The organism is Methylophaga sp. (genome assembly GCF_030651745.1).
The window spans coordinates 1-19,309 of record NZ_JAUSCC010000077.1 but is presented as its reverse complement, the minus strand read 5'-3'; the positions used below and the strand labels follow the sequence as shown (position 1 = coordinate 19,309).

Here is a 19,309-nt window from a genome sequence, read left to right as displayed (position 1 = left end):
CGTTTGCATTCTTGCGAATAGCTCACGTCGTTTTTTCTTCTCAGAAATATACAACGCAAGTACCCACACAAATTACTTGATACCAGTTTTTTAAAGAGCTTGCAGATAATAATGCCCTGCAAAGAAGCGAGAATTATACAGCCACTCGCCAGGCTGTCAACAACAATTATTACAGAATTATGAAACTAGAATAAAACTGAAATTTTGCAGAAAAATGGTGGGCCGTCTGCGACTCGAACGCAGGACCATCGGATTAAAAGTCCGGTGCTCTACCAACTGAGCTAACGGCCCAAACCAAGCGCGACATAATACTATAGTTGATAAAAATGACAACCCTAGTTGGTAATATTTTTAAGCATTAGTTGTGGACTGTCTGATACCGAATGTTTGTTTTTGCTGATTCTCTCAAAGAAACAAACACTTATTGATATCCTGTTGGGTCAGCGAGTCCTGCATCAATAAAACCTTGCCGTCTTAACCTGCAAGAATCACATTGCCCGCAAGCGCGGCCTTGCGCATCCGCCTGGTAACATGACACAGTTTCGCTGTAATCAATCCCCAGCTCTGTACCACGTTTGACGATTTCTGATTTTGTGAGTGTCATTAAAGGTGCTCTTATATATATAGCGCTACCTTCTACTGCAGATTTGGTTGCCAGATTGGCCAGTTTTTCAAACGCAGCTATAAATTCAGGTCGGCAATCAGGGTAACCTGAGTAGTCAACGGCATTTACACCAACAAAGATAGCTTCAGCATTAAGCACTTCTGCCCAACCAAGCGCAATTGACAGGAAAATAGTATTTCTGGCTGGCACATAAGTGATTGGAATCCCCTGCTGTTCCGTCTCAGGTACAGCAATGTCATCAGTCAATGCTGATCCACCAATGGCTCGTAGATCAATCTGTATTACTTTGTGAGTAACAACGCCAGCTTTTCGGGCTAGATTTTCTGCTGCATCAAGTTCAGTTCGATGACGCTGTCCATAATCAAAGCTGATGGTGTGACAAGCGTATCCTTCAGATTTTGCGATAGCTAATGCTGTTACAGAATCTAATCCACCTGAAAGTAATATGACCGCGCGTTTATTCATCGACCTTGTGCATCGTTCCATAGATATTTGTGTAGTTGAACCTGCATTCTTACCGGCAGATTATCTGCAATAATCCATTCCGCCAAATCGGTAGGTGTTAAATCACCATGCACTGGAGAAAATAAAATCTCACAGCGGTTGGCTAATTCAAATTGCGATAGTTGTTGGCGTGCCCAATCGTAGTCGTCACGATTGCAGATCACGAATTTAACCTGATCTTGATGATTTAATAAATCGATGTTGCTATAACGATTTTTAGCAACCTCACCTGAGGCAGGTGTTTTTAAATCCATAACTCGAACTACGCGTGGATCAATGTCGCCGATATCCATCGCGCCACTGGTTTCCAATGAGACTTCAACATCTAAATCACACAGAGCGGTTAACAATTCTCGGCAGGTATTTTGTGCCAGTGGCTCACCACCAGTTACAGTGACATAGCGTGGGTTGTAGCTTTTTACTTCAGCAACAATGTCACTGATTTCCATTTTTTGCCCGCCATGGAAAGCATAAGCGGTATCGCAATAACCACATCGTAATGGACAACCGGTCAATCTTACAAAGACCGTTGGCAAACCGACCGTACGTGTTTCACCTTGCAATGAATAGAAAATCTCAGTGATACGACATTGAGCCATCTGCGCGTTCTACAAAAATACTTTACGGTGATTGCTGGATACGATCCAGACGTACTCTCGCCAAACGAGCGGCGGATGTATCAGGATATTGCTGAATCACTTGGTTCAATGTTGCTTGAGCTTTATTTCTATCACCTGTCTCATATTCACTGAAACCGCGCTTCAATAATGCATCAGAAACTTTATTACTGTCGGGATAGCTGGAGATCACTTTATCAAAAGCCACTATAGCCTTATCAAATTCACGCACGACATAATGCGCCTCACCCTGCCAATAATAAACATTCGGTAAATAACTGCTGTTTGGATAGCTTTGAGGGAAAGCACCTAAAGCAGTTAAGGCTTCCTGATAACGACCACCGCGCAGATCTTGCAGTGCAGCTTGATAGGCCGCTTCACCACTTTCTACCGCTACGGGTGCAAGCGTATCAATTGCCCCATCCATCTGAGTAGCAGGTGGTGGTTGCACTTCACTATCAGCCAATTCTGAATCAATTGACTCATTAACCATTGAAGCTGAATCATTTCTGACTGGAGGTTGGCTCGCCACAGGTTGTTGCTGTAATTCTGTTATCCGTTGATCCAGATCCAGGTATTGCTCCCGCTGGCGTTGCTGCATTTGATCAATCTTATGACTGAGTTCTTCGTTTGTACCATTTAAACGTTGAATCTCGCGTTGCAGCTGATCAACCTGCGTCAGCAATGAGGTCAACCCTTGTCCCTGAATAATACGTTCAAGTCGATCCATACGAGCTTGCATCGATTCTTGCTCAGCCCAAGAAACAGAGGGCGCTAAGAAAGCGCCCACCATTATTGCTATTGCAAGTTGTTTTTGCTTTTTAAAAGGCATATCAACGACCAATATAAATTATTTCAACTCGGCGATTTTGAGACCATGCAGATTCATCACTACCATCAACTGCAGGACGTTCTTCACCAAAACTTGCCACTCTGAATTGTTGTGCACTGGCACCTTGTAACATCAGCAATTGACGAACTGACAAAGCACGACGCTCACCTAAGGCAAGGTTATATTCACGTGAACCACGTTCATCAGTGTGACCTTCCAAACGTACAGTCAAATTAGGATTTTTACCTAAATAAGCGGCATGAGCTTCGACAATTGCCTGATCTTGTTGTCTGATGCTAGCACTATCATAATCAAAGTAAATTACCCGATTAGATAATGGGTTTGAAGGATCAAATTGACTTCCGCCATAACCATTCTCACCAACAATTACGCTTGCTTCTGCACCTAAATCACTACCATCTGCACTTCGACCTGAAACACCTGAAGTCGATGCGCCATTGCGCTCTTCTACTAATACATCGTCTGTACCGTCTTTAGTAGCATTACCGCTACAAGCACTAAGTAAGAACAAGGCAAGTAACAACGCCGAGAATTTAAAACGATTCATAAAAACACTCCTGACTTAAATTATTTTTTCAGCGGAGACCATGCAGGTTCACGCACGACAATTCCGGATTCGCTCAAACGTTGATGGATCCGGCCATCAACAGAGACAGCAGCTAATACACCGCTACCTTTTTGCTCAGTAGCATACAGGATCATTTGACCATTCGGCGCAAAACTCGGTGATTCGGCTCGTCTCGAATCAGTAAGCACTTGCATCGCTCCAGTTTTAAGATCTTGTACTGCAATATAGAAATTGCCATTGGCACCATGCACCATGGCCAATTTACGTCCATCTGGTGAAATATCAGGGGACGCATTGTAATTACCTTCAAAACTCACTCGTTCAGCTCGACCACCATTTGCTGACACTCTATAAATCTGTGGTCGGCCACCACGGTCAGATGTAAAGTAAATTTCATTTCCATTCGGCGACCAGACAGCTTCTGTATCAATGGCCTGAGCATTATTAGTTACTCGGATCAAATCACCGCTGGCCAGCTCAAGCACATAAATTTCCGGGTTGCCATTTCTGGACAGTGTTAATGCCAGTCTTCTTCCATCAGGCGACCATGAAGGCGCACTGTTTATACCCTCAAAAGCAGCGACTGATTTACGCTGACCACTTTGTAACTGTTGAACAAAAACTTCGCTTTTCCCATTTTCAAAAGATACATAGGCAAGCTGATCACCATCTGGTGCCCACGCTGGTGACATAATGGGTTGTGTTGATTGTAATACAGTGCGTGGATTTGCTCCATCAGCATCCGAAATCTGTAAGGCAAAGCGTTTTTTTCCATCGCCAGCAGTGACTTGCGTAACAAAAGCCAACCGCGTTGAAAAGATGCCTTTCTCACCTGTAAGTGTTTCATAAATCACATCGGCTATTTGATGGCCTAACGCTCTTAAACCAGATGCTGGTACCTGATAACGTTTACCTGCTAACTGCTGACCACGATAGACATCAAACAGTTGGAACTGAACCTGATAGTTTTCACCATCCTGGCTGCTGATTTTACCGATAACAAGTCCTTCTGATCTCAATAATCGCCAGTCGGCAAAGTTAACTTGTGACTGTTCAGTTGGACGAGACACCAAATCCCGCTCTTCAAGCGGGGCAAACCGGCCACTGCTCTCTAAGTCATTACGAATGATTTTTGTAATATCTTCAGGTGCTCTTAATCCTTCACTACCAAACGGGACTATTGCGATGGGTAATGCGCCATCTGACCCACCCGTAATCTCAATTGTGAGTAAGGCTTGTGCTTGCAAGGGTAAAAAAGCAAGCAAAATGCCTAGCTTTAACAACCATTTCTTGATCATCACGTCCGCCTCTTATTCTGGTCTGAATACAAAATTAAAACTTCTAAATTCCGCTGCTGCTTTCGCATCACTTGGAAGTGGCAAGGGAGAGGATTTATACACAGCACTTTCAGCTGATCGATCAAAAATCGCATTGCCACTACTTCTAACAATGGTTACTTCACCAACATCACCACCTGGTAATGTTCTAATTCGTAAGGTCACTTCCAAACCGCGGTCAGCATTTGGCGGTTTGATCCAAAAGCGTTTTACCCTTTGTTGAATAATCTGTGAATACTCATCAACAACACCTCTTACCCGGCGACCTTCGCGTTCTGATTGCTCAGCTTCCAATTGGCGCTGTAAATCAGATTCAGCCTGACGTCGCGCATCTTCTTCCGCTTTACGTTTGGCATCTTCAGCGGCTTTGCGTTTGGCCTCTTCCTCGGCCTTACGTTTAGCTTCTTCATCAGCTTTACGTTTGGCCTCTTCCTCGGCTTTGCGTTTGGCTTCTTCCTCAGCTTTACGCTTGGCATCTTCTTCAGTCTTACGTTTGGCTTCCTCTTCAGCTTTACGCTTGGCTTCTTCCTCGGCTTTGCGTTTAACTTCAGCCTCTTCTCTGGCTTTTTCTGCAGCTATACGTTCAGCTTCGGCTTTTTGTTTCGCTTCTTCAGCTGTTTTGCGTTCAGCTTCGGCTTTTTGTTTGGCCTCTTCCGCTTTCTGTCGTTCAAGTTCGGCCTGTTTACGAGCCTCTTCCTGTTCGATTCGTTGTTGCTCTAATTCTTTCAGCCGTTGCTGTTCAAGTTCAGCTTCCTGTTTGCGTTTTTCAGCATCCAGTTTGGCTCGCTCCTGCATATCCAGCAGTTCTTGTTCCTGTCGTGCCAATTCTTGCTGTGATTTTTCCAGTTGCTCATCCAGCTTTTGCTGCCGTTCTTCTTCAGCGATGCGTTTACTGTCTTCAGCCTCTTGCAAGCGGGCCATTTCTTCAAGCACTAAATCTTCATCTATTACCGTGGCTTGAACGATTTCCACTTCCGGTTGGCCAAACTGGCGAATTTCGGTTGGCATATCAAAACTGACAATCAACAATATAATGAGCAATGCATGCAATATTGTTGATGCGCCTCCGGCAAATAAATTTTGCAAAATAGATTGCTTCATCGTAATTACTGAGTTGCCGTTTCCGGACGTTGTGTTATCAAACCAACATTAGGAACACCGGCTTTTTGCAACAAAGCCATCGCCCCCACCACTTGTCCATAACTTGCTGAACTGTCGCCTTTGACCATAACAGGGGTCTGAGGGTTGCGGCGCAATACCGCCGAAACTCTGGCAACCAGTTCCTGTGCTCCGATACTTTGATCCTGATTATCACCAACAGAAGCATAGTAGTTACCAGCGGCATCCACTGAAATGACCAGTGGTTCAAGATTTTCCGGTGCTTCCACCGGATTGGCATCAGCTTGGGGTAAATCAACCTGAACCCCTTGCGTCAGCATTGGAGCCGTAATCATAAAGATGATTAACAGAACCAGCATAACGTCGATATAGGGAACGACGTTAATTTCTGCCATAGGCTTGCGACGCAGACGTTGTTGTTTATGAAGCGCCATAGTTAGGCTCCGTTTTTAACCTTGTTGCCGTTGCAAAATTGAAGAGAATTCCTCAACGAAATTGTCATAACGACTAATCAGTCGTTCAACTTCATTTGAATAGCGGTTATATGCAACAACCGCAGGAATAGCTGCAAACAACCCCATCGCCGTAGCAATCAAAGCTTCTGCAATACCTGGCGCCACCATTGCAAGCGTCGCTTGTTGAACCTCACCCAATGCCCGAAATGAATTCATGATACCCCAGACGGTTCCGAACAGACCAATGTAGGGACTGGTTGAACCTGCCGTAGCCAGAAAAGGTAAGGAAAGTTCTAATTCATCCATTTCTCTGGATAAAGAAATCCGCATTACCCGTTGTGTGCCTTCTAATATGTAGGCGGAATCGGTTGAGGTTTTTTTCAGCCGAACAAACTCTTTGAATCCAGCCTCAAAAATGCCTTCCATACCTCGCCCGGAATGAGGTCTCGAGGTAATATCCTCGTATAGTCTGTTTAATTCATTGCCAGACCAGAACTTATCTTCAAATAAATCTGCATCACGTTTTGCTGCAACCAGCTCAGTGCGTTTTTTGAAAATAATAGTCCAGGAATACACTGATATCAGCAGCAAAATCAGCATAACAATCTGCACTAGCAAACTGGCTTCTGATATCAGGGCCATCAAGGATAGATCAGCATTCACTTTGCATCTCCGTCAAAATAAAAAAAGGTATCGGGCACGGTTTAAATCGTTTTGCATCTAAACAAGCCACTCTGACTGACGCACTGCACAACAGTTCGTCATCACGCAGCACTGATTGTTCAAACTGCATGCTTGCACCGCTCGTTTGTGTCATTTCAGTTCGAATTACTAAGGCATCATTAAATCGTGCCGGGCGACGAAAATTGATTTGCATCGAATGGACTGCAAATAGGCAATTATGTTCGTCTTTTAAAACATTTTGCTCAAAGCCAAGCTGACGTAACCATTCGGTTCGGGCCCGTTCCATAAACTTCAGATAATTTGCGTGATAAACCACACCACCACTATCTGTATCTTCGTAATACACTCTTACTGGCCAATCAAACGACTGCATTAATCACCTGTAAGATCGAGATCTGGTGTCAGCCCCAAATGCAGAAATGCTCGTTTGGTAGCAATTCGTCCCCGTGGCGTCCGCATAATAAAACCCTCTTGTATCAGAAAGGGCTCTATCACATCTTCTATTGTTCCACGTTCTTCACCGATGGCTGCAGCCAGATTGTCCAAGCCCACCGGTCCACCGGAAAACTTTTCAATTATCGCCAGCAACAGTTTACGGTCCAACATATCAAAACCGAACTTATCAACATCCAGCAGATCCAGTGCCTGCCGAGCAATTTCTGTCGTAACAACCCCATCAAATCGTACTTCCGCATAGTCTCTTACACGGCGCAGTAACCGATTGGCAATCCTCGGTGTTCCGCGTGAACGATGAGCAATCTCACCGGCTCCGCTGATATCCAGTGTCACACCTAATATGCGTGCACTTCGCTGCACAATCGTACTTAAATCAGCAACATTATAAAATTCCAAACGCTGCACTATGCCAAAGCGATCCCGCAAGGGCGAGGTTAGTGACCCCGCTCGTGTTGTTGCTCCAACCAAGGTAAAAGGTTCGAGATCCAACTTGATTGAACGTGCTGCCGGTCCTTCACCAATCATGATATCGATTTGGTAATCTTCCATCGCCGGATACAACACTTCTTCAACCACCGGACTTAGTCGATGAATTTCATCAACAAACAATACATCATTGGGTTCAAGATTCGTCAATAATGCAGCCAAATCGCCTGGGCGTTCTAAAACGGGTCCCGACGTTTGCCGTAAATTCACTCCCATTTCATTGGCAATAATATGTGCCAACGTGGTTTTCCCTAGACCGGGAGGACCAAAAATAAGTGTGTGATCCAAGGCTTCCTTACGTTTTCGGGCAGCCGACACAAACAATTCCATCTGTTCACGCACTACTGGCTGGCCAATATAATCCTGCAAACTCAGTGGTCTGATAGCACGATCGACCCGTTCGTCATCATTTACAGTTTGCGGTGAAATAAAACGTTCATCCATGATTAATTTCGCTGCAATGCCTGTCTGATGATTTGCTCGGTTGTCATATCCTGTGCATCAAAACTACGGATCATTCTTTCTGCTTCGGCGGCTTTATACCCTAAAGCAACCAAAGCTTCCAGTGCTTCTTTTCGAGCACCACTGCCGCTCGGCATATTCGTGGTAATTTGCTCATCAAGCCCCATCGCCGAGCCCACTTCTTTGAGTCGGTCGCGCATTTCAATAATAAGGCGATCAGCTGTCTTTTTACCGACACCAGGCAGTCGAGTCAAACTTGCGGCGTCACCTTCCAGCACACTTCGCGCAAAACTATCAACATCACTGCCCGATAAAATCGTCAGTGCCAGTTTGGCTCCCACCCCATTTACTTTAAGCAAACTGCGGAATAATAATCGTTCTCGTTGGGTGGCAAATCCATACAATAACTGAGCATCTTCACGTACCACCAGATGTGTATACAGACTCACTTTTTCATTCAGTGGCGGCAAATTCACAAATGTCGACATGGGTGCAGAGACTTCGTAGCCGACACCTTGTACATCAATCACCAGTTCTGGTGGCTGTTTTTCGATAATAATTCCAGTAAGTCGACCAATCATCGGCTATAGCGTCCTCCTCGACGACGGCTGAGCCGCATTCCTGCGGGGAGTTTATTAGTGAGACTATCCAGTGCGGCATGATTTGCATGGGTGACCGCACAAGCCAGAGCGTCAGCAGCATCTTCCAGTGGCGCTTCTTTCAGCTGCAACATGACCGTCATCATATACTGGACTTGCTCTTTTTTGGCATGTCCATTTCCGACTACAGCTTTTTTTATTTGAGTTGCAGAGTATTCATGAACCAGCAGCTGTTGACTAACTGCGGCGCAGATGGCGGCACCACGAGCCTGACCAAGTTTTAAAGCTGAATCGGCATTTTTATGTAGGAATACTTGTTCAATAGCCATGATGTCTGGCTGATAACGCTGAATAATATCGGTCAGGCCTTCAAAGATCTGTTTCAGGCGATTGGCAAAGTCGCCGTCTCCCACCAGCAGTCTGCCGCTAATCACATGTTTAATTTGCTTACCATCAAGTTCTATGATGCCAAAACCGGTTTTCCGAGAACCAGGATCCACACCAAGAATGCGCGCCATAGTGTCGGCAATCAGCTACCTAGCTGCGCCATCACCTCATCGGAGAAATCAGCGTTCGAGTAAACCTGTTGCACATCATCCAGCTCTTCAAACGCTTCAATCATGGCGATGGCTTTTTGTGCATCATCCAGTTCCAAACTCACGGTAGTATCGGGATGCATGGTCACTTCTGCGGATTGCGCTTCCAGTCCCGCGGCATCCAGCGCATCTTTAACGACTGAATAGTCCTCCGGAGAGGTGAACACATCCACCGAACCATCGGCATTGGTGACGATATCTTCAGCACCGGCTTCCAGAGCGATTTCCATCACATCATCTTCAGAAATGTCATTGCCGAAACTGATAATGCCTTTTTGGTTAAACAGATAGGCAACCGAACCATCGGTTCCCATATTGCCGCCACGCTTACTGAATACATGGCGTACTTCGGCCACTGTGCGATTACGATTATCGGTCATGCAATCAACCATAATGGCGATGCCATTTGGGCCATAACCTTCATAACGAATTTCTTCATAAGCCGCGCCTTCCAGCTCACCTGCACCTCGTTTTGTCGCACGCTCGATAACATCTTTGGTCATATTGCTGCCCAAAGCTTTATCAATGGCAGCACGTAAACGCGGGTTAGTGGCAGGATCACTGCCCCCCATACGGGCAGCTACAGTAATTTCACGAATCAGCCGCGTGAAAAGTTTGCCGCGTTTGGCATCTTGCGCACCTTTTCTATGCTGAATATTCGCCCACTTACTATGACCTGCCATTTGGTACTAACCTCTTTGTTATTACGTTTAATACGGGTGTTAAGCAATTAAACCAGCGTATTCCAGTCGCGATAATATTCGCTACGGCCATACACCTGATCGAAATACATGCTTTGTAACTGTTCAGTGATTGGGCCACGTTTACCTTCACCGATAGGACGATTGTCCAGTTCACGAATCGGTGTAACTTCGGCTGCAGTACCAGTGAAGAATGCTTCATCACAGATATACACTTCATCGCGAGTAATACGTTTTTCTACGACTTTCAAGCCAATATCATTGGCCAGGCGCATAACCGTATCACGGGTAATACCTTCCAGTGCCGAGGTCAATTCAGGTGTGTAAAGCACGCCATCCCGAACCATAAAGAAGTTCTCGCCACTGCCTTCGGTAACAAAACCATTGGCATCTAATAACAACGCTTCGTCATAACCATCATTCACGGCTTCTTGCAAAGCCATCATTGAATTCATGTAATTGCCGTTGGCCTTGGCTTTACACATGGTGATATTGACATGGTGGCGGGTAAAAGATGACGTTTTAATGCGGATGCCGCGCGTCATATTTTCTTCGCCCAGGTACGACCCCCAGCTCCAGGCTGCAACCATTACATGGGTTTTAAGATTATCAGCACGAATACCCATGCCTTCAGACCCATAAAAACACATTGGACGAATGTAGGCTGAATCAAGTTTGTTTTCACGAACCACTGCCCGCTGTGCATCGTTTAAAGTTGCTTTATCAAACGGCATTTTCATGCCAAGGATCTTGGCACTACGGAATAGTCGGTCGGTATGCTCTTGCATACGGAAAATAGCAGTCCCAGCATCCGTTTTATAAGCACGGACCCCTTCAAAAACCCCCATACCATAATGCAAAGTATGCGTCAGTACATGGACTTTAGCTTCACGCCAAGGCACAAATTCGCCATCCAACCAGATAACGCCATCACGATCTGCCATTGTTACTGCTGCCATAATTACCTACTTTTTAGATACTTAAAATTGATTTCATACTGGTTCATCGCCTAACCAGTGTTGCCAAATTGCGTTTACTTGTTGCTGAAAATCGGCCACTTTGGCCACCGGCACCACTGCCGGTTGTTCCTGCAGAACACAATGATTTGCTTCGCTACGATAGTAACGATAAGCATCGGCGAGCATGGTTCCTTGCTGCTGAGTAAGCTTACCAGTCGCCACCAATGCATCCAAAATTCGGATATTATCGGTGTAAACCATCAAATCAGGCAAGTTTGCTGACCAAGCTAGTACTGCATATTGCACCATAAATTCAATATCAGTGATACCACCAACGCCCTGCTTAAGATCAAACATATCATCGACAGTCTTATCCAGTTGCTGGCGCATTTTCTGGCGCATTTCACTGACCTCTTTCGCCAGCTCAGTTTTGCTACGAGGTTTGGACAAAACTTGTTGGCGAATATTGCTGAATTGCTCTGCCAATTGTTGATCACCGGCCACACAACGCGCCCTCACCAAAGCCTGATGCTCCCAGGTCCACGCTTCCTGCTGCTGATAATCCGCAAACCCGGATATCGGACTGACTAATAAGCCGGAATTTCCTCTGGGCCGCAAACGCATATCTACTTCATATAACACTCCGCCGGATGTCACGGTATTTAAAATATGAATCATGCGCTGAGCCAGTCGAGTGAAGAACACCATGACATCAACCGACTTCTCACCATCCGTTACGCCCTCGCGCGCGTCATCAAATACAAAGACCAAATCCAGATCAGAACCGTAGCCCAGTTCCAGTCCACCTAATTTTCCATAGGCAATCACACTAAAACCACACTGCGACATATCAGTTGCATCTGCCATCGGAGGTAAGCCATGCCGACTACTCAAATATAACCAGGCCAACTGCAATGCCCGCTCGAGTTGCAGCTCTGCCAATTCGCTTAATTGATCACCGACGCGCATTATGGGCAATACTTCAGTCACATCCGCAGCTGCAACGTGTAAGGTGGCAATCTGACGAAATTCACGCAATAAGTTCATTTGTTGTTCAAGATCGGTATCTTCAGCAGCCGACAAAAATTGATTCAATAAAGCCTTTTGCTGCTCACGGCCGGGCACTTCATAAAGCGAACGCGGATCCAGTAACTCATCCAGCAATACCGGATAACGAGCTAACTGATGGCTAATTAACGGACTGGCCGCACATAGCTTGACCAGCTGCGACAAGGCCAGCGTATTTTCAACCAATAACGACATATACGCCGATCGCCGCATGATGGATTCAAGTAGCGGCATCATCCTTTGCAAACACCTATCCGGTTGTTCAGTTCCTGCTGCAGCCTGAACCAGTAAAGGCAGCAATTTTTTTAATCTGTCTCGGCCCGTTTGACTGAGATTTTTTACCGCACTTTGATCCAGTAATTTTTCAAGGGTCTGCTGTGACAATTGCGGATCGTGGTAACCCCATTTTTTCAGATATTCCTCTACTTCCGCTGCTCCAGCGGTTAACAAAGCGACGTTGTCTCCTGTTTCATCACCAGCCTGAGGGGCAGTAAGTAATTGCTCAAAATGCTCATGTACTTGTTGTCTATGTTCATTAAGTTTTTTGATAAACACTGACCAATTATCAAATCCCATAGTATTTGCCAGCCGTATCTGTGCAACCTCATCTTTAGGCAAAACATGAGTTTGTTGATCTGCCCAGGCTTGAATTCGATGTTCTGTACGACGCAAAAATACATAGGCATTTTTTAACGCGGTTACTGCATAACCCGACAATAACTTTCGTTCAGCCAACACATCCAGAATCGTCAAAATGGGTCGTTGCTGCAATGATCGGTCGCGACCACCATAAATCAGTTGAAATACCTGGCCGATAAATTCGATTTCGCGAATCCCACCCGCCCCTAATTTGATATTGTCTTCCATACCTTTGAGATGCAGTTGACCAGCAATCATTGATTTCATTTCCCGCAGTGAATCAAACATGCCGTAATCAAGATAACGTCTATAGATAAAGGGACGTAGCAGCTCATCAATGGCTTTTTTATCCTGTTCGCTACCCGTCAGAGGTCTGGCCTTGATCATCGCATAGCGCTCCCATTCCCTGCCTTGAGTCTGGTAGTAATCCTCTATTGCGTCAAAACTGGCCACCAATGCACCACTGTCACCAAATGGGCGTAACCGCATATCGACCCGAAAAACAAAACCATCCACAGTGACATTATCCAAAGCCTGTATCAGCTTGCGTCCTAATCGGGTAAAAAATTCCTCATTAGACAGGCTTTTTCTGGCTCCTTGGGTTTCACCGTCATCAGGATAGGTGAAAATCAAATCGATATCGGAAGACAGATTTAATTCACCCGCACCCATTTTCCCCATTCCCAGCACAATCAACTGCTGAACCTCACCAAACTTATTGGTGGGTGTCCCCAGCAATTCAGTTTGCCATTGATAAAGCTTGTTCAAAGCCTGTTCAACGCAGCAATCCGCCAAGCCAGTCAACTCACGCACCGTTTCAGCTAAATCGGCCCAGCCGACTAAATCTCGCCAAATGATCCGTACCATCTCACGCTGACGAAAAAAACGTAATTGCTGATGCAAGCTGACTTCGTCTTTTACGCTAGCAAGCCGGTGCTGCAGGCGTTGCTGATAGCCATCTTCTGCATAGGCAATCTCTAAATCACCGCTTTCCAGCAACTCAGCCATTCGTTGTGGTTGGCGTTCGCCCTGATTCAACACATAGTCACTGGCAGTCAACACCGTCATAGCAGTGCCAAGTAGATTTTGTTTACCTTGCAGAAGGGTTTGCCATGGTTCACTGAGTGATAGGGTCATGCTTGCCTCATTCGATTTTGCGATGCACAGTAGCTGAAAATGTGTCTAAACTAACAGAACATTTAGACTATCGCGATGTCAGAACCACGGAAATCACGATCAACTCGAACGTGTATTTTGTTATTGCCTGATTAACTTCCGTCTCGTCAAAGGAGACAATGATGGACAGCACAAAAAACGACGCACCACATTACAACCCGAAATGCATTTCAGATCGAATCGCCTTGGCAATTGTTAAGTTTATGCGTTTTTTTGCCGACGTTTTTTTCTCTGGTCGTTATGGACATCGTGCTGTTGTACTGGAAACGGTTGCAGCAGTTCCCGGCATGGTAGGAGGCGCATTGCAACACCTTCGCTCATTACGCCGTATGCTGGATGATGATGGTTGGATCGCCACCTTGCTAGAAGAAGCTGACAATGAACGTATGCATCTGCTGACCTTTGTGCATATTGCTCAGCCCAGTTGGTTCGAACGTGTGTTGATCATCATCGCGCAAGGTGTGTTTTATAATTTGTTTTTTATTTTGTATCTATTCTCTTCACGCATTGCCCACCGCATTGTCGGCTATCTCGAAGAAGAAGCCGTATACAGCTACACTGAATATTTAGCCGGTATTGACTCTGGCAAGTACGAAAATGTAGCGGCACCGCAAATAGCCATTGATTACTGGAAACTTCCGGCTGATGCCAGACTGCGTGACGTAGTATTAGTAGTAAGAGATGATGAGGCAAAACATCGGGATGTGAATCATGATTTTGCCAATCAATTGCAAACTGCATAAGATGCGACAGCTTGAATTGATCAATATTGACTGAATCTCAGGCTGCGCTGACAGACAAGGACGACTATGGCGACTTTACTTTATAGACTTAACAATGTGCCTGAGGATGAAGCGGAAGAAATTCGGCAATTGCTGGATGATAAAGGCTTTGATTTTTATGAAACTCAGGCCGGCTTTTTTGGCCTTGGGGTAGCCGCTATCTGGTTGGTTAATGACCAACAACTGCCGCTAGCCAAAGCAATTCTTGATGAATACCAAGCCAAACGCGCTATTGAACAACGCCAGCATTACGAAACATTGCGTGCCAGTGGCGAAATCCCTGGTTTTTTCCAATCCATTTTGCAGCATCCCTTCCGGTTTCTTGGCGTGCTTTTGTTAGTTGCCTTTGTATTAAGCCTGATGCTGATCCCATTCTGGAAAACCATACATCCTTAAGTCATCATTAACATGCTTGAATAAAAAAAGCCCCGCCTTTTGCAAGACGGGGCTTTTTTATGTGGACTTGATGTAACGAATTACATCATGCCGCCCATGCCGCCCATATCAGGCATTGCAGGAGCATCTTCTTTCGGTAACTCAGCAATCATGGCTTCTGTAGTCAACATCAAGCCAGCAACTGAACCGGCATTTTGCAATGCAGTACGCGTGACTTTTGTTGGGTCCAGAATACCCATTTCGATCATATCGCCGTATTCACCAGAAGCTGCGTTATAACCGTAGTTACCTGTACCTGCAGCCACTTCATTCAAAATAACAGAAGCTTCTGCACCGGCATTGGTTGCGATTTGACGTAAAGGCTCTTCCATCGCACGACGTGCAATAGTGATACCCATGTCTTGATCATGGTTGTCACCTTTCAGTTCGCCCAAGCTACCTTCAGCACGAACCAGTGCAACACCACCACCAGCAACAACACCCTCTTCAACAGCCGCACGAGTTGCATGCAATGCATCTTCTACGCGTGCTTTCTTCTCTTTCATTTCCATTTCAGTAGCAGCGCCAACTTTGATGACGGCAACACCACCGGCCAGTTTGGCAACACGCTCTTGCAGTTTTTCTTTATCGTAGTCAGATGAAGAATCAGCAATTTGTGCACGAATTTGCTCAACACGGGCAGTAATTTCATCAGGACGGCCAGCACCATCAATAATAGTGGTGTTTTCTTTGCTGACAGTGATTTTCTTGGCTTGGCCCAGATCATCCAGAGTCACTTTTTCCAGATTCAGACCGACTTCTTCAGAAATCACGGTACCGCCAGTTAACACAGCGATATCTTCCAACATAGCTTTACGACGATCGCCAAAGCCAGGAGCTTTAACCGCACAGACTTTCACAATACCGCGCATGTTGTTGACAACCAGAGTTGCCAAAGCTTCGCCTTCAACATCTTCAGATACAATCAGCAATGGACGGCTAGATTTAGCAACCGCTTCTAACGCTGGTAATAATTCACGAATGTTGGAGATTTTTTTGTCGTACAACAGAACATATGGGTCATCCAGGTTGGCTGACATTGTTTGTTGTTCATTGACGAAATATGGAGACAGGTAGCCACGGTCAAACTGCATACCTTCAACGACATCAAGTTCGTTTTCAAAACCACGACCATCTTCAACCGTGATAACGCCTTCTTTACCGACTTTTTTCATTGCTTCAGCAATGATGTCGCCGACGGATTTATCAGAGTTGGCAGAGATAGTGCCGACTTGAGCAATGGCTTTATCGTCATCGCAAGGTGAAGACATTCTTTTCAGTTCTTCAACCGCAGCTGTCACAGCTTTGTCAATACCGCGTTTCAGATCCATTGGGTTCATACCGGCAGTGACGGCTTTCATACCCTCACGCAGAATGGCTTGGGCCAGAACGGTTGCAGTGGTGGTACCGTCACCGGCAGCATCAGAAGTGTGCGAAGCCACTTCCTTAACCATTTGTGCACCCATGTTTTCAAATTTGTTTTCTAATTCGATTTCTTTAGCAACTGAAACACCGTCTTTAGTGATGGTCGGTGCGCCGTAGCTTTTATCCAAAATAACATTGCGGCCTTTAGGACCCAAGGTCACTTTAACCGCGTTGGCCAGCGTATTAACGCCTTTGACCATCAGCTGACGCGCGTCAGCGCCGAATTTGACTTCTTTAGCAGCCATTTTAAATCCTCTTTATAGCTATGTTTTAACGTAACCAGATATGAAATCGTTGGGAAGCTTAAGCTTCAATTACTGCAACGATATCGTCTTCACGCATGACCAGCAGTTCTTCGCCTTCCACTTTGACTTCGGTGCCGGCATATTTGCCAAACAGCACTTTGTCACCGACTTTGACAGCCAGAGGACGAACTTCACCAGAATCGGTAATTTTGCCGTTACCCGCTGCGAGAATTTCGCCACGAGATGGTTTTTCTGCTGCATTATCAGGGATGACAATACCACCAGCAGAGGTAGTTTCTTCTTCCATGCGACGAACAATCACACGATCATGAAGGGGACGAAGGTTCATTAGTTTTATCCTCCAAAAGTAACAAAAAATGACCAAGAAAATTCCAGGAACCCCTTTAATGGGGCTGCCTGAACAAACTTCAAGTGCCTGAGTTAAAAAATTTCTGAAAAAAGTCAGTTCAACGAAAAGGCTACGACACCAGGATTAGCGAATATGGCGTTGTTCGTCATCTTTAATGACTTCACCTTCAATAATGTCGTCACTTTGTGAATAACGACTGCGAGCTGACCATTGCTGACGGAATATCACGTTGCTGTTACGGATTAATTTCAACAGCAAAGCACGGCGTAACGCTGGAATGAGTAATAAGAAACCAACGGCATCGGTGACAAATCCTGGAATCAGTAAAAGAAAACCACTTATAAATAGAGCCATCCCTTCCAGCATTTCCAAAGCAGGCGTTTCGCCGCGGCTAATCGACTGCTGAGCACGTTGCATGGTAGCAAGTCCTTGCAACTTAACTAACCATGCACCTAAAACCGCCGTAGCAATCACAAATAAGATGGTCCAACCCGCGCCAATCACTTCGCCAACTTCTATCAAAACGTAAATTTCAGCGATTGGTACCAACAGAAATAGCAAAAACAGCCACTTGAACATGTTCTTTCCTTAACGGACATCAATATTTAATTAGGTTGGGGCTGATGTTGATTTTTCAAGCTTTTTTATCTGAAGCAGCCTGTCGCTTATTAACAACAAAAAATCACTTTTGTTGCTTTGTAACACAACTGTCATGGAAACATCATCACCCTGAAATATTCCAGCCTTATGGTGTGCGGGTCTTCGGACTTAAGACCGATTCGATTTACTAACTATGAGGATAGTCCCTTGAAACTGAAACCCACATCTCTATTAATCGCTGGTGCACTGATGGGTGCCGCCGTTTTACCTGCACAAGCAGACCCAATGGTCGACCTGCTGAAAGTGTTACGTGACAAGGGCACTATCAGCGCTGAAGATTACAGCTTGCTGGCAAATGCCGCTAAAGCAAAAGAAGAAAAAGCGACTGCTGAAAAAGAAGAAATGGTCAGCATCGTTAAAGAAGCTGAGAAAAAATCAGTTAATGTTTCTTTAGACAGCAAAGGTTTGAACTTCCAATCAGCCGATAAAGCTTTCACCGCCAACATCGGTGGACGTATTCATGCTGATTATGGCTTTATCAGTGATGATTATTTTGATCGCAATGCCGGCGGCACTGAAGTTGGTAATGCCTCTAAATTCCGTCGTGCCCGTCTTGGTATGGAAGGCACCATGTTTACTGACTGGCTGTATGGTGTGGAAGTTAACTTCGGAGCAAATAACGGCAACGAGTTCACTGACGTCTTCATTGGTTACCAAGGTTTTGAAAACACCACTATCAAATTGGGTCGTCACAAAATGCCTTCTGGCTTAGAAGAACTGACCAGCTCAAATCGTATTTCGACTATGGAACGCTCGAACCCAACTAATACTTTTGCTTTGGGTCGTTACAATGGTCTGACAGTTGCAACAAAAGGCTCTAACTGGACTGCAACCGCTGGTACATGGTTAGGTGATGGTGTCAGCGCCGGCGAGAACTTAGATAAAGATTCTGATTACGGTTATGCAGGTCGCGCAACATTTGCACCGATCCAGGAAAAGGACTCTATTGTTCACTTAGGTCTCAGCTATAACCATATTAAGTATGAAGATACTTTCTCAAGTGATTCTTTAGCAAACAACAATGGTCGTTATAGAGCTCGTCCAAACAACAACTTCTTTGATAACCGCCCAGTACAAGTCATTTATGCGGGTGTTGAAAGCGCAAATACCTACGGGCTGGAAGCAGCGACCATCCAAGGCCCATTCTCATTACAAGCTGAATATTTCAAACGTGACTTAGATCGTAAAAACTTTAAAGATGCTGATCTAGACGGTTGGTACGCATTAGCAACCTTTACTCTGACGGGCGAAACCCGCGGCTACCGTGATGGTGTAATGCGCACAATTTCACCTAAAAATGCTGTTGGTAAAGGCGGCTTCGGTGCATGGGAACTGGTTGCTCGTTATGACGAACTGGATGTGTTTGATAGCAGTGCATTCAATGACAATTTACCGGCCAACATCACTGGTGCCTTGGGCACTAAAAGTGAAATCTGGACTATCGGTGTGAACTGGTATGTCAATGACAATATTCGCTTTATGGCGAAC

The 19,309-nt window shown here is 45.4% G+C and carries 21 protein-coding genes and 1 tRNA gene; 3 read left to right on the top strand and 19 right to left on the bottom strand.

Translation table 11 applies throughout. The annotated features are described in order from the left end of the window. Nucleotides 1–215 precede the first annotated feature (215 nt). The 16 genes from Q7V21_RS09275 to glnE all read right to left on the bottom strand — a co-directional run bounded on the left by Q7V21_RS09275 (nt 216) and on the right by glnE (nt 13,865). Nucleotides 216–291: transfer RNA gene (locus Q7V21_RS09275), tRNA-Lys, on the bottom strand. Nucleotides 292–421: 130 nt separating this feature from the next. Then, nucleotides 422–1,090 (bottom strand): 7-cyano-7-deazaguanine synthase QueC, encoded by a 669-nt coding sequence (gene queC, locus Q7V21_RS09270; protein ID WP_304917024.1) that lies wholly within the window; start codon nt 1,088–1,090, stop codon nt 422–424. Next, nucleotides 1,087–1,728 (bottom strand): 7-carboxy-7-deazaguanine synthase QueE, encoded by a 642-nt coding sequence (gene queE / locus Q7V21_RS09265; RefSeq protein ID WP_304917023.1) that lies wholly within the window; start codon nt 1,726–1,728, stop codon nt 1,087–1,089. The genes queC and queE overlap by 4 nt, the downstream gene beginning before the upstream one ends. A gap of 22 nt (nt 1,729–1,750) precedes the next feature. After that, entirely contained in the window at nt 1,751–2,578 is an 828-nt protein-coding gene (gene ybgF, locus Q7V21_RS09260) for a tol-pal system protein YbgF (RefSeq protein WP_304917022.1), read from the bottom strand. Between the two features lies 1 nt (nt 2,579). Next, complete coding sequence (gene pal / locus Q7V21_RS09255; RefSeq protein ID WP_304917021.1) at nt 2,580–3,146, bottom strand: peptidoglycan-associated lipoprotein Pal; 567 nt, start codon at nt 3,144–3,146, stop codon at nt 2,580–2,582. A 20-nt stretch (nt 3,147–3,166) separates the two neighbouring features. Then, nucleotides 3,167–4,465 carry a Tol-Pal system beta propeller repeat protein TolB gene (gene tolB / locus Q7V21_RS09250; protein WP_304917020.1) on the bottom strand — a complete coding sequence of 433 codons (1,299 nt, stop codon included), beginning with the start codon at nt 4,463–4,465 and terminating at the stop codon, nt 3,167–3,169. 12 nt (nt 4,466–4,477) lie between these two features. Then, nucleotides 4,478–5,605 carry a cell envelope integrity protein TolA gene (gene tolA, locus Q7V21_RS09245; protein WP_304917019.1) on the bottom strand — a complete coding sequence of 376 codons (1,128 nt, stop codon included), beginning with the start codon at nt 5,603–5,605 and terminating at the stop codon, nt 4,478–4,480. Between the two features lie 5 nt (nt 5,606–5,610). Further along, the gene (gene tolR / locus Q7V21_RS09240) at nt 5,611–6,057 is read right to left on the bottom strand and encodes a protein TolR (protein ID WP_304917018.1); all 447 of its coding nucleotides are present in this window, start codon (nt 6,055–6,057) and stop codon (nt 5,611–5,613) included. A gap of 15 nt (nt 6,058–6,072) precedes the next feature. Next, a complete protein-coding gene (tolQ, locus tag Q7V21_RS09235) occupies nt 6,073–6,720 on the bottom strand; it encodes a protein TolQ (RefSeq protein WP_304917025.1) in 648 nt (215 codons plus the stop codon). A 10-nt stretch (nt 6,721–6,730) separates the two neighbouring features. Beyond that, a complete protein-coding gene (gene ybgC, locus Q7V21_RS09230) occupies nt 6,731–7,135 on the bottom strand; it encodes a tol-pal system-associated acyl-CoA thioesterase (protein WP_304917017.1) in 405 nt (134 codons plus the stop codon). Then, nucleotides 7,135–8,148 (bottom strand): Holliday junction branch migration DNA helicase RuvB, encoded by a 1,014-nt coding sequence (gene ruvB, locus Q7V21_RS09225; RefSeq protein WP_304917016.1) that lies wholly within the window; start codon nt 8,146–8,148, stop codon nt 7,135–7,137. Before ruvB ends, ybgC begins: the two co-directional genes overlap by 1 nt. A 2-nt stretch (nt 8,149–8,150) precedes the next feature. Further along, entirely contained in the window at nt 8,151–8,747 is a 597-nt protein-coding gene (gene ruvA / locus Q7V21_RS09220) for a Holliday junction branch migration protein RuvA (protein WP_304917015.1), read from the bottom strand. Continuing rightward, nucleotides 8,744–9,283, bottom strand: coding sequence for a crossover junction endodeoxyribonuclease RuvC (ruvC, locus tag Q7V21_RS09215; protein ID WP_069294639.1), 540 nt, complete (start codon nt 9,281–9,283; stop codon nt 8,744–8,746). The genes ruvA and ruvC overlap by 4 nt, the downstream gene beginning before the upstream one ends. An 11-nt stretch (nt 9,284–9,294) precedes the next feature. Beyond that, a complete protein-coding gene (locus Q7V21_RS09210; RefSeq protein WP_304917014.1) occupies nt 9,295–10,044 on the bottom strand; it encodes a YebC/PmpR family DNA-binding transcriptional regulator in 750 nt (249 codons plus the stop codon). A gap of 47 nt (nt 10,045–10,091) precedes the next feature. After that, on the bottom strand, nt 10,092–11,021 hold the full coding sequence (locus tag Q7V21_RS09205) for a branched-chain amino acid transaminase (protein WP_304917013.1): 930 nt from the start codon (nt 11,019–11,021) through the stop codon (nt 10,092–10,094). Between the two features lie 33 nt (nt 11,022–11,054). Then, nucleotides 11,055–13,865, bottom strand: coding sequence for a bifunctional [glutamate--ammonia ligase]-adenylyl-L-tyrosine phosphorylase/[glutamate--ammonia-ligase] adenylyltransferase (gene glnE, locus Q7V21_RS09200; protein ID WP_304917012.1), 2,811 nt, complete (start codon nt 13,863–13,865; stop codon nt 11,055–11,057). Between the two features lie 158 nt (nt 13,866–14,023). Between glnE and Q7V21_RS09195 the strand changes: the two genes are divergently transcribed. Next, a complete protein-coding gene (locus Q7V21_RS09195; protein ID WP_304917011.1) occupies nt 14,024–14,647 on the top strand; it encodes an alternative oxidase in 624 nt (207 codons plus the stop codon). 66 nt (nt 14,648–14,713) lie between these two features. Next, complete coding sequence (locus Q7V21_RS09190) at nt 14,714–15,082, top strand: DUF6164 family protein (protein ID WP_304917010.1); 369 nt, start codon at nt 14,714–14,716, stop codon at nt 15,080–15,082. Between the two features lie 80 nt (nt 15,083–15,162). Here the strand turns inward: Q7V21_RS09190 and groL are convergent, their stop codons facing one another. The 3 genes from groL to Q7V21_RS09175 all read right to left on the bottom strand — a co-directional run bounded on the left by groL (nt 15,163) and on the right by Q7V21_RS09175 (nt 17,740). Then, on the bottom strand, nt 15,163–16,791 hold the full coding sequence (gene groL, locus Q7V21_RS09185) for a chaperonin GroEL (protein ID WP_304917009.1): 1,629 nt from the start codon (nt 16,789–16,791) through the stop codon (nt 15,163–15,165). 58 nt (nt 16,792–16,849) lie between these two features. Continuing rightward, a complete protein-coding gene (gene groES / locus Q7V21_RS09180) occupies nt 16,850–17,140 on the bottom strand; it encodes a co-chaperone GroES (protein ID WP_069294646.1) in 291 nt (96 codons plus the stop codon). 144 nt (nt 17,141–17,284) lie between these two features. Continuing rightward, nucleotides 17,285–17,740 carry an FxsA family protein gene (locus Q7V21_RS09175; protein WP_304917008.1) on the bottom strand — a complete coding sequence of 152 codons (456 nt, stop codon included), beginning with the start codon at nt 17,738–17,740 and terminating at the stop codon, nt 17,285–17,287. Nucleotides 17,741–17,968: 228 nt separating this feature from the next. Between Q7V21_RS09175 and Q7V21_RS09170 the strand changes: the two genes are divergently transcribed. Beyond that, on the top strand, nt 17,969–19,309 hold a 1,341-nt coding region (locus Q7V21_RS09170; RefSeq protein ID WP_304917007.1), incomplete at its 3' end, for an OprO/OprP family phosphate-selective porin.